The 9,715-nt window shown below is 63.1% G+C and carries 11 protein-coding genes; 3 read left to right on the forward strand and 8 right to left on the reverse strand.

The features are described from left to right. Positions 1 to 74 precede the first annotated feature (74 nt). On the forward strand, positions 75 to 299 hold the full coding sequence (locus P3C29_RS30850; RefSeq protein ID WP_003209001.1) for an MbtH family protein: 225 nt from the start codon (positions 75 to 77) through the stop codon (positions 297 to 299). 159 nt (positions 300 to 458) lie between these two features. Here the strand turns inward: P3C29_RS30850 and P3C29_RS30855 are convergent, their stop codons facing one another. From P3C29_RS30855 to P3C29_RS30890, 8 genes are read right to left on the reverse strand one after another with little or no spacing between them, the layout of a single operon-like run. Next, positions 459 to 1,406, reverse strand: a complete 948-nt coding sequence (locus P3C29_RS30855) for a zinc ABC transporter substrate-binding protein (protein ID WP_275966276.1) — start codon at positions 1,404 to 1,406, stop codon at positions 459 to 461. Then, positions 1,406 to 2,305, reverse strand: a complete 900-nt coding sequence (locus tag P3C29_RS30860; RefSeq protein WP_275966277.1) for a metal ABC transporter permease — start codon at positions 2,303 to 2,305, stop codon at positions 1,406 to 1,408. Before P3C29_RS30860 ends, P3C29_RS30855 begins: the two co-directional genes overlap by 1 nt. After that, on the reverse strand, positions 2,302 to 3,048 hold the full coding sequence (locus P3C29_RS30865; RefSeq protein WP_275966278.1) for a metal ABC transporter ATP-binding protein: 747 nt from the start codon (positions 3,046 to 3,048) through the stop codon (positions 2,302 to 2,304). Before P3C29_RS30865 ends, P3C29_RS30860 begins: the two co-directional genes overlap by 4 nt. Further along, the gene (locus tag P3C29_RS30870; protein WP_029615742.1) at positions 3,045 to 3,965 is read right to left on the reverse strand and encodes a metal ABC transporter substrate-binding protein; all 921 of its coding nucleotides are present in this window, start codon (positions 3,963 to 3,965) and stop codon (positions 3,045 to 3,047) included. Before P3C29_RS30870 ends, P3C29_RS30865 begins: the two co-directional genes overlap by 4 nt. Before the next feature lie 26 nt (positions 3,966 to 3,991). Beyond that, positions 3,992 to 4,549, reverse strand: coding sequence for a DUF6162 family protein (locus P3C29_RS30875; RefSeq protein WP_201124928.1), 558 nt, complete (start codon positions 4,547 to 4,549; stop codon positions 3,992 to 3,994). After that, positions 4,546 to 4,875 carry a hypothetical protein gene (locus tag P3C29_RS30880; protein ID WP_177042805.1) on the reverse strand — a complete coding sequence of 110 codons (330 nt, stop codon included), beginning with the start codon at positions 4,873 to 4,875 and terminating at the stop codon, positions 4,546 to 4,548. The genes P3C29_RS30875 and P3C29_RS30880 overlap by 4 nt, the downstream gene beginning before the upstream one ends. After that, positions 4,872 to 5,411 (reverse strand): thiamine pyrophosphate-binding protein, encoded by a 540-nt coding sequence (locus tag P3C29_RS30885; protein WP_201124927.1) that lies wholly within the window; start codon positions 5,409 to 5,411, stop codon positions 4,872 to 4,874. Before P3C29_RS30885 ends, P3C29_RS30880 begins: the two co-directional genes overlap by 4 nt. After that, complete coding sequence (locus tag P3C29_RS30890) at positions 5,408 to 6,610, reverse strand: PepSY domain-containing protein (RefSeq protein WP_201124926.1); 1,203 nt, start codon at positions 6,608 to 6,610, stop codon at positions 5,408 to 5,410. Before P3C29_RS30890 ends, P3C29_RS30885 begins: the two co-directional genes overlap by 4 nt. A gap of 251 nt (positions 6,611 to 6,861) precedes the next feature. Between P3C29_RS30890 and leuC the strand changes: the two genes are divergently transcribed. Together leuC and leuD are read left to right on the forward strand one after the other, a co-directional pair. Further along, positions 6,862 to 8,283 carry a 3-isopropylmalate dehydratase large subunit gene (leuC, locus tag P3C29_RS30895; RefSeq protein ID WP_201124925.1) on the forward strand — a complete coding sequence of 474 codons (1,422 nt, stop codon included), beginning with the start codon at positions 6,862 to 6,864 and terminating at the stop codon, positions 8,281 to 8,283. Next, on the forward strand, positions 8,280 to 8,894 hold the full coding sequence (gene leuD, locus P3C29_RS30900) for a 3-isopropylmalate dehydratase small subunit (protein WP_275966279.1): 615 nt from the start codon (positions 8,280 to 8,282) through the stop codon (positions 8,892 to 8,894). Before leuC ends, leuD begins: the two co-directional genes overlap by 4 nt. Positions 8,895 to 9,715: the final 821 nt, after the last annotated feature.

Genomic DNA, 9,715 nt, shown 5'->3' on the forward strand with positions numbered 1-9,715 from the left:
ACCGGGCTGGCACGTTCCTTCTTACATCAGCTGTGCATGGTGCGCAGCCAGCCTTACACCGACGGAGAACAGCAATGACCTCAGTATTCGACCGCGAAGACATCCTGTTTCAGGTAGTGGTCAACCATGAAGAACAATATTCCATCTGGCCCGACTACAAGGCTGTGCCGGAAGGTTGGCGCACCGTGGGCAAGAGCGGGATGAAGAAAGAGTGCCTGGCCTACATCGAAGAGGTGTGGACCGACATGCGCCCGCTGAGCCTGCGCCAGAAGATGGACAGCCAGGCGCTTGCTGGCTGATCCAGGTCTCGGGCATCACATAGAACCCAATGTGGGAGCGGGCCTGCTGTGGTGAGCGAGCTTGCTGTGGTGAGCGGGCTTGCCCCGCGCTGGGCTGCGAAGCAGCCCCTCACCAAGCCCGCTTCCACACTTATTGTGTTTTACCTGTAGGAATCAGGGTTACAGCGCCTTGATCACCTGATCCACATTGCCCTCAAGCTCCGCCACCGGGTCGGCGCCATCGGTGCCCAGCACCAGCAACTTCGCCCCGCCAGCCGTGACTGCCGCCTGTACCGCCTCGCTTGGCGTGCGGTGATGCAGCACCACGGCCACCTCATTCTTTTTCAAGCCTTCGCTCAATTGCTGCAACGCCTCGGGTGTCCACTCGGTATCCGCCCGTGGATCGGTGCTGACCAGTTCCAGGTTCAACCCGCTCACCAGGTAACCAAAGTGATCGCTCAGGCTGACCACCGTCAGGTTGTCGGCCTTGGCCAGTCGCGCCTCGCTGTCGGCGGTGAGCTTGAGCAGGCGTTGCTTGAGCGCGGCCAGGTTGGCTTCGATCTGCGGCTTGGCCTCGGGGGCCAGGCGGCTCAGGTCGGCGGCCATCACGTCGGCCATGCGGCCCATGTTGTTGCTGGCCTGCCACGGCTGGCTGTTCAGGCCATCGATGGATCCAGGCTGTATCGCAATCCCCGGCAAACCGCCGTCTACCGGGCGTGCGGCGTCGATTTCGACGATACGGATATTGCTGCGCCGGGCCACCGGATACAGCGGGTCGTCGGGCCATAACGAGCGCAGGCCGATGGCCGCATCGGCATCCTGCGCCAGCGTATTCAGGGCTTGCGCGCCGCGCCCGGTGAAATAGGCGACTTGCCGCGAGCCGGGCAGGTTGGCCGGTGCTGCGCGCTCAAGCTGCACGTCGGTGCCTTTGAGCAGTACCTGCGCCAGGCCATAGGTGATCGGCAAGGCGGCAAGGACTTTCACCGGCGTTGCGGCCTTGGCCTTGTTCAGGGCCGCATGGCCGACGCCTGGGTTGGCGGTGGTTTGCAACGGCTTGACGCCGTCGGCGGCGAACGCCGGTGTGGCGATTGCCAGGGCCAGAATCAGTGGTCGAAAAATCGGGCGCATTATCCAAGATTCCCTTTCAGGCTGGGGACCGTGCCGCGTGCAATGGCGGCGAGGGCGAAGGCGATACCGGCTACCAGAATGATCGCGGCACCGGACGGAATCGGCAGGTCGAAGAGGATCGGCAGCAGGATCCCGCACAGGGTGCTGACCGTGGCGATCAGCACCGAGATCCAGAAGAAGCCTTTGAGCGATTGGCTCAACAGGCGTGCGGCGGCCGCCGGAATCACCAGCAACGCGCCTACCAGGATCGCGCCGATGACCTTGACCGCCGCGACGGTGATCAACGTCACCAGGATTACAAACAGATAGTCCAGGGTTTTGACCGCTACCCCGCGCACTGCTGCCAGTTGCGGGTTGAAGCTGGCGAGCATGATGCGGTTGTAGAGTGGCAACGCCAGGGCCATCACCAGCGAGCCGACAATCGCCAGCACCAGCAGGTCATTGCCGTTCACCGTCAGTACCGAACCGAACAGCACGTTTTCGAGGATGTGCACGTTGATCTTGCCCGCCAGAATCAGCAGCAGGCTCGCGCCCAGGGCCAGGGACACCGACAGGAACACCCCGATCAGCGTGTCCGGCGCAAGCCCCGTGCGGTTACGCAGGTAGTTGAGCAGGATGCCGAACAGCAGGCAGTAGCCGAACAGGCTGCCGTAAGGCCCGGTGTAGGGCTCTCCCAGCAGAATGCCCACGGCCACGCCGGTCAGCGCGGCATGGCCCACGGCTTCGGAAAAGAACGCAAAGCGCTTGACCACCACCAGGGTGCCCAAGCCGCCCAGCACCGGGCCGATCAGCAGCCCGGCGAGCAGGGCGTTGACCACAAACCCATAGGCCAGCGCTTCCGGCAAATACCCGGAGGACGCCCAACCCTGGACCATCAAGCGAAAGGCTTCGTAGCTCATAAGGCCGGGCTCCGTGGATGGGTGGAGAACAGGGTCAGCAGACGGTCCGGGGTCAACGCCTCCTTGGGCGTGGCATCGAACAGCACGCGGCGGTTCAGGCCGGTAACACGGTCAGCCAAACGGCCAACGGCTTCCAGGTCGTGTTCGATCCACAGCACGGTGATCCCGGCCTGGCGCCAGTCGTTCAGCAGCCGTTCGAACACCTGGATGCCGGCTTCGTCCAGCGCCGACATCGGTTCGTCCAGCACCAGCAATTGCGGCGCCGGGATCAAGCCCTGGGCCAGCAGCACCCGCTGGCGTTCACCCCCCGACAAGGCGCCCATGCGCCGTTTGCGTTTGTCCTGCATGCCGACCCGTTCGAGTGCTTCGCCAATCGCGGCGGCGTAATGTTTGGACAGCCCGAGAAACGCCGGACGCTGCTGGCACATGGCAGCCATGAAGTCGTCCACGGTCATCGGCAAGCCCCGGTCGAACTCCAGCGCCTGGGGCACGTAGCCGATGGTGCCCGGCCCTTCGGGCCAGTGCAGGCTCAACTGGCCCTGGTGCGGCGTTTGCCCCAGCAGGGTCTTGATCAACGAGCTTTTGCCGCCGCCGTTGGGGCCGACCAGCGCGTGGATGCTGCCGGGCTGGACCTGGAAGCTCACCGCATCGAGGATCACCGTGCGGCCCAGGGTCAGCGCCACGTTATTGAAGTCGAGGGTCGGGCCAACACTGGCCACCTTCAAATGTTCCGCCGCCGTCATGCCCCGGACTCCTGAATCGCCCGTACCACGGTGTTGAGGTTGCCGGTCATTTCCACTTCGTACTTTTCAGCGCTGTAGTCGCCATAGGAAATGTGCGACAGCGGGTACAGCTTCACGCCCGACTCACGCTGGATGGTGTCGACGTAGCTGGACGGGAAATCCATCTCCGAGAAGATCACTTTCACGTCCAGTTCCCGCAACTGGTCGATGGTTTTCTTCAGCTGGCTGGGGCTCGGCTCGATGCCGTGGGCTGGTTCCACCACGGCGGTGACTTCAAGGCCGAACTCCCGCAGCAGGTAGTCATAAGCCGCGTGCACCGTGGCTACCCGCAGGTCCGGGTTGGGCGCACTGGTGAGTTTGGCCAGGGCGTCGGCGCGCATCTGGCGCAGGCGTTTGCCGTAGGCGCGGGCGTTCTGGGTGTAGGTCTTGGCGTTGTCCGGGTCGAGCTTGCCCAGTTCCCGGGCGATGTTATTCACCTGGGCAATCGAGGCGCTGATGGACAGGAAGGTGTGCGGGTTGACCACCTTGCCGGCACCGCGCGCGGCGTTGCCGGTGGCGGCCAGCAGCGGCACGTTGGCGTTCGCTTCGATCACCGGGATGTCCGGGCGCTCGCTGGTGGCGATCATGCGGTCGGCGAAATCGTCATGGCCGACGCCATTGAGCACGATCACATCCAGGGTGCCGATGCGCTTGATGTCTTCGGCGCGGGGCTCGTAGGCGTGAGGGTTGAAGCCGGCCGGAATCAGCGGCACCACCTCGGCTTTGTCCCCCACGATGTTGGCGACGTAGCTGTAATACGGGTGCAGGGTGATACCGATACGCAGGCGTTTGGCAGCGTCGGCACTGGCCATGGGCGCCAGCAGCAAACTGAACAAGCCTGCGAGCACCAGGCGTAATAAGGGCGATGAAATAGACATGGTCTTCTCTCGGCTACAGCGTGAATTCAATGACGATGCTGGCGGGTGACACCGGCATCGAACTGCGCGACCACTTGCTGCCAGCCCGCGCTGATCAGCGCCTGGTCAGTGAGGTCGGTGGGAGGCTTGAGGTTGGCGCTGCGGTTGAGCCAGATATCCGGCTCGGCGCCACTGATGCGCATCAGCAGCGAACCGCTGAGGGCCGGGGTCTGGCTCAGTCCCAGGTAGGCGGTGTCCAGCAACTGCCAGTGGTGGTCGCCACGGCTCACCGAGCTGGCGTCCTGGGCGAAAGGCGCAAAGCCTTCTTCGGCCAGTTGCCCGGGTGTCGGCAGGGCGCTGTGTTCTTCCTGCAGCAAGTGGATTTCATCCAGGGTCACCCGCAGGTCGGCATAGATGCCCTGCTCGGCGGCGCTGAGGTCGCGACGGGCGTCCAGTTGGTGGCTGGGCACGGCGGCGATCTCCTGGCGTTCACCGCGCAAGGCCACCACGGTGCCGGCGACGGCGAGGATGATCAGGCACAGCAGCAGGACGTACAGGGTTTCGTGCCCGGCACCGGCCGGGCGAACAACGTGAGTCGTGCTCATTGGGGCTGGATATCCGCTTGGTCGATTTCCACCACGTGGCCGGGGCCGGCATCAAACAACACGTAGAACTCGGCGGACGGTTTCTTGAAGGTCAGCTTCGAGTCTTCACCCAGCTTGCCGGGCACCAGGATGGTTTCGTCATAGCCGATCACGTCGAGCGTCACGCCGGGGGCGCCGCTGCCATCGGAGAAACCGCCGGTGCACTGGATCTGCTCACCGGCGATTTCCTTGCATTCACACATCGGGTTGTGGGCGAGGGCAACGGTACTGAAACCGGCGCCGAGGATCAGCACGCCACAGGCGCGGGCCAATTGCTGCAAGGTCATGGTTTAACTCCTCGTTTTTTCAGCCAGTCGATGGTGGCCGGCGATGCCTGGCTCAAGGGAATGGAGGCCTGGTGCATGGCGCCGTCCCAGCCTTCCATGGTGATCCACACTTCGGCGTCCAGCGGCGTGCGTTCAGGGATCGGCAGCGCGGCGCCCATGCGGTACGGGGTGCCGAAGAAAATCACCCCGGCGGCCCGCAGGCTGCGTGGCTTGCCGATGCGCAGGTAGGTGGCCTTGACCTGCTCGGTACAGGCAGTGCACAGGGCCGCGTTGAAGGATTTCATCGGGCCCGCCGGGTCAGGGCGCGGAGGCTCGTTGCGCAGCTCTGCGAGCTTCAGGCTCCAGGGGCCGACCTGCACGTCGCCGATCTCCCGTTCGCCGAGGCCGCTGTCACCGCGAAACAGCGCCGCGTCGGCGAAGTACTTGGGCATAAAGCCCAGGGGCACCAGCAACAGCAAAATATTGATGTGGAAGCGCCATTTGAGCCAAAAGGCCCGCAGCGGCGAGGGCGGTTGAACCGTCGTGGCCTTGTTCATCGGTTGCCCTCCGTGGTTTCAGCCTGCAAGGCCTGGATTTTCGCCGGTTGACGGGACGCTTTGGCTTCGCGTTTCAGGGCATTGAGGGTGGCCAGGGCCGTGCGTTTGGTCCAGATCAGCAAGCCGCTCAAGACCATCATGCTCAGCACCAGGCCGAAGAAGGCCCAGATCAGCTTGATCCAGATCCCGCCAAAATCCCCGGTGTGCAACGGGCGCATGGATTCGGTGACGAACTCCAGGGCCGAACGGTCTGACAGCAGGTGCGAGGCAGCGATTTCGCCGTTGTACGGGTTGATTTCTGCGGTCTGGAACATCAGCGGGTACCAGCCACGCCCGCCGATGCGCAGGTGGCTGTAGGCGTTGCTGGGCAGGCTCACAAAGCTGGCCTCGAGCCCTGGAATCCGCTGGGTGGCGATGGTGATCGCCTCGTCCAGCGGAATCATGGGCGCCGGCACGCCCGGGGCGGACATCGGCACTTTGTCGCGGGCAATCGCCGGGACGATAGGCTCGCTGGAAATGGTGATCTGGTTATCGCCCAGGATCGCCTGGATCAGGAACCAGGTGCCGGTGATCGAAATCACCGCGATAAACCAGATCGACCAGATGCCGCTCAACCGGTGGAAGTCGCCCCAGAAAATCCGCGCACCGTGACGAATGCGCAGCGTCGGCCTGAAAAAACCTTTCCAGAAGCGCTTGTAGACCACGAGGCCGGTGACCAGCGAGGCCAACAGCGGCAAGCCCAGCAGCGAGACCAGGTACCAGCCCCAGCTGTAACCATTGGTGAACGGCACCAGCCACCAGCCATGCAGGGCTCGGGTAAATTGCTGGAAGTTGAACGATGGGCTGATGCCCTGGATCACCCCGGTGTACGGGTTGACGTAAACCTCCAGCGAGCGCCCGTCGGGGTAGCTGAGGTCGGCGCTGAGGGCGAAATGCGATTCGTCCGGGCGGCTCAGGGATTCGACGATCACCTGGGGTTCGGCGCGCTTGATGGCGCCGATCACCTGGTCGTAGGTGAGCGGTTCGGCATCGTCCGACGGCTTGCTGGCGCGGATGTCCGGGTTGGCCAGCCAGACGATCTCCTGGCTGACCACCGCCAGGGTGCCGGTGACGCAGACGATCAGCACAAAGAACCAGATGGGCAATGCCAGCCAGCTGTGCACGAGAAACCAGAGTTTTGAGCGTGACTTCTTCGACATGTGAATGAGGGTCTTGATCGGAGGGGGGCAGTAAAGGCCCGGAAAACGCCACCCGTAGCTTTTGCTGACGCGAGCGGCTGTATCTAAGTTAAGACGGATGAGAAACGCAAAACCCTAAGGCGGATATGAAAGTAAATGTTTCAGATACGCATTCATGCAACACGAAACATGTTCCGAGTCATCACCAAGGCGGGATTGATGGGGCGGGGGCGCTGCCTATGATGGGGTCATACCGTTGAGCGAGCCCCATAATGACTTCTGCCAGAACCCTCTACGACAAACACATCGATTCCCACACGGTGTGCCGCCTGGATGACCAGGGCCATGTGCTGCTGTACATCGACCGCCAGGTGATCAACGAATACACCAGCCCCCAGGCCTTCAGCGGCTTGCGCGAGGCAGGCCGCGGCGTGTGGCGCCCCGGCACGGCGCTGGCGGTGGTCGACCATGTGAACCCCACCACGCCCAAGCGCATTGCCGCCATGCCGGATGCGGGCGGCGCGCGGCAAGTGTCGTACCTGGCGGAAAACTGCCGGGACTTCGGGATTGAACTGCTGGACATCCTCGACAAGCGCCAGGGCATCGAACACGTGATCGCCCCGGAGCAGGGCTTTATCCTGCCGGGCATGGTGATTGCCGCTGGCGACAGCCACACCACCACCTATGGCGCACTGGGCGCATTCGGCTTTGGCATCGGCACCTCGGAAATCGAGCATTTGCTGGCCTCCCAAACCCTGGTCTACAAACGCCTGAAGAGCATGCGCGTGACCGTGGACGGTGCATTGGCCCACGGCCTGACCTCCAAGGACGTGATCATGGCGCTGATCGGCAAGATCGGTGCCTCGGGTGCCACCGGCTATGCCATTGAGTTTCGTGGCTCGACCATCGATGCCCTGAGCGTCGAGGCCCGCATGACCATCTGCAACATGGCGGTGGAAGCGGGCGCACGCGGTGCCTTCATGGCGCCGGATGAAAAAGTCTTCGCCTACCTCAAGGGCAAACCCCGCGCGCCGAAGGGCGAACTGTGGGACCGCGCCCTTGCAGGCTGGCGCCAGCTGCACTCGGACGCAGACGCAGTGTTCGACCTCGAAGTGCACCTGGACGCCACGGCCCTGGAGCCGATGGTCACCTGGGGCACCAGCCCCGACCAGGCCGCGCCCATCGGCGCCCGCGTGCCCGACCCGCAAGACGTCAGCGACCTGATCCTGCGCCAGGACATGCGCCGCGCCCTGAACTACATGGGCCTGGAAGCCGGCATGCCGTTGAGCGAGATCGTCATCAGCCATGCGTTTATCGGTTCCTGCACCAACGCCCGCATCGAAGACCTGCGGGACGCCGCCAGCGTGGTGCGCGGCAAGCACGTGGCGGACCACGTGCGGGCGATGATCGTGCCGGGCTCCACCGAAGTGCGCGACCAGGCTGAAGCCGAAGGCCTCGCCGCGATTTTTATCGACGCCGGGTTTGAATGGCGCCAGTCCGGGTGCTCGATGTGCCTGGCAATGAACGACGATGTGCTGGAGCCGGGCGATCGCTGCGCCTCCAGCACCAACCGCAACTTCGAAGGCCGCCAGGGCGCGGGGGCACGCACCCACCTGATGAGCCCGGCCATGGTTGCCGCCGCTGCCATCACTGGCCGCCTGACGGATATTCGCTACTTTGGAGACCGCACATGAGCCTGCAACCCTTCACTCGCATCACCGGCAAGGCCGCGCCGATGCTGGCGGCCAATATCGACACTGACGTGATCATGCCCAAGCAGTTTCTCAAGGGCATCGATCGCAATGGGCTGGACCGCGGGTTGTTCTTTGATTTGCGTTTCTTGCCGTCGGGCGAGGCCAACCCGCAATTCGTGCTGAACCAGCCGGCCTGGCAGGGCGCGAGCTTTATGGTGGTGGGGCCGAACTTCGGTTGTGGTTCCAGCCGGGAGCATGCGGTGTGGGGCTTGAAGCAGATGGGCATTCGGGCGCTGATCGGCAGCAGTTTTGCCGGGATTTTTTATGACAACTGCCAGCGTAACGGGGTGTTGTTGATTACGCTGGACGAGGCGGTGTTGCAGCGGTTGGGGCAGACCGTCAGCCAGCCTGAACAGGCGCAGATCAGTGTGGACCTTGAGGCGCAGGAGATTCTTTTGGCGGACGGGCAGGTGATTTCGTTCCAGATTGATACGTTGCGCAAGACTGCGTTGTTGCTGGGGTTGGATGCCATTGGCACGACCTTGCAGCGCAGTGAGCAGATCAGGGCGTTTGAACGTGAACATCTGGCGGCCAATCCTTGGTTGGGGTGATAGGGCTGTTGTTGCAGTTTGAGTGCGGTGAATGGGGGGCATATCCGTTATTTAGGTAACGGCTGCTTAGGGTTCCGCTCTTACAGCGGGTCACTTTTGAAAAGCGCAAAAGTAACCAAAACGCTCTGCCCCGCCTGTCGGCACCTCGCTAAGGCTCGGTGTTCCCTCACTCCGGCATTGCTCCGCGGGCCGCCGCGACGGGGCGTCCCTGCCCCGTCGCGGCTAAACCGGCGTCCTGCCGGTTTACCCGCTCCTCAATCCCTGCGTTCGGCCTCGGGCTTATTGGGGCAGTCAGATCAAGATCAAAAGCAAGAGCACAGCGGCCTACAGGCCGGCTTGAGTGGTAGAAGCCAGAGCAAAAGCCAAAGCAGAGCTGCTTTTCTGTAGGAGCCGGCTTGCCGGCGAAAAACCTGAGAGCGCCGCGCTGAATCAGGATGCCAGCGTTATCGTTGACGACCATCGCCGGCAAGCCAGCTCCTACAGGGGATCGTGGCCGCTTTAGATTTTGATTTTGCCTTTGCTCCACACCACTCAAGCCGGCCTGTAGGCCGCTGTGCTGTTGATCTGCTTTTGATCTTGATCTTGGGCGCCCCGTTAAACCACGCTGGCCGAACGCAGGCTTTGGAGCGTGGGTAACCCGGCAGGACGCCGGGTTAGCCGCGCTGGGCCAAGGATGGCCCATCGCGGCGGCCCACGGTCCAAAGCCGGAGTGAGCAACCGTGTCGAAATTCAAGCCATTTCAGCGAAATGCTTTTGATCGCGCACCATCGCATTCAGGATCGTCAGCAACTTTCTCATGCATGCCACCAGCGCTACTTTCT

The sequence above is a fragment of the Pseudomonas sp. 1912-s genome (genome assembly GCF_029269205.1).
GTDB lineage: Bacteria > Pseudomonadota > Gammaproteobacteria > Pseudomonadales > Pseudomonadaceae > Aquipseudomonas.

Excerpts from the sequence above, each read along its gene's own strand:
- P3C29_RS30850 (WP_003209001.1), top strand. The coding sequence starts at position 75 with ATGACCTCAGTATTCGACCGCGAAGACATCCTGTTTCAGGTAGTGGTC.
- P3C29_RS30855 (WP_275966276.1), bottom strand. The coding sequence starts at position 1,406 with ATGCGCCCGATTTTTCGACCACTGATTCTGGCCCTGGCAATCGCCACA.
- P3C29_RS30860 (WP_275966277.1), bottom strand. The coding sequence starts at position 2,305 with ATGAGCTACGAAGCCTTTCGCTTGATGGTCCAGGGTTGGGCGTCCTCC.
- P3C29_RS30865 (WP_275966278.1), bottom strand. The coding sequence starts at position 3,048 with ATGACGGCGGCGGAACATTTGAAGGTGGCCAGTGTTGGCCCGACCCTC.
- P3C29_RS30870 (WP_029615742.1), bottom strand. The coding sequence starts at position 3,965 with ATGTCTATTTCATCGCCCTTATTACGCCTGGTGCTCGCAGGCTTGTTC.
- P3C29_RS30875 (WP_201124928.1), bottom strand. The coding sequence starts at position 4,549 with ATGAGCACGACTCACGTTGTTCGCCCGGCCGGTGCCGGGCACGAAACC.
- P3C29_RS30880 (WP_177042805.1), bottom strand. The coding sequence starts at position 4,875 with ATGACCTTGCAGCAATTGGCCCGCGCCTGTGGCGTGCTGATCCTCGGC.
- P3C29_RS30885 (WP_201124927.1), bottom strand. The coding sequence starts at position 5,411 with ATGAACAAGGCCACGACGGTTCAACCGCCCTCGCCGCTGCGGGCCTTT.
- P3C29_RS30890 (WP_201124926.1), bottom strand. The coding sequence starts at position 6,610 with ATGTCGAAGAAGTCACGCTCAAAACTCTGGTTTCTCGTGCACAGCTGG.
- leuC (WP_201124925.1), top strand. The coding sequence starts at position 6,862 with ATGACTTCTGCCAGAACCCTCTACGACAAACACATCGATTCCCACACG.
- leuD (WP_275966279.1), top strand. The coding sequence starts at position 8,280 with ATGAGCCTGCAACCCTTCACTCGCATCACCGGCAAGGCCGCGCCGATG.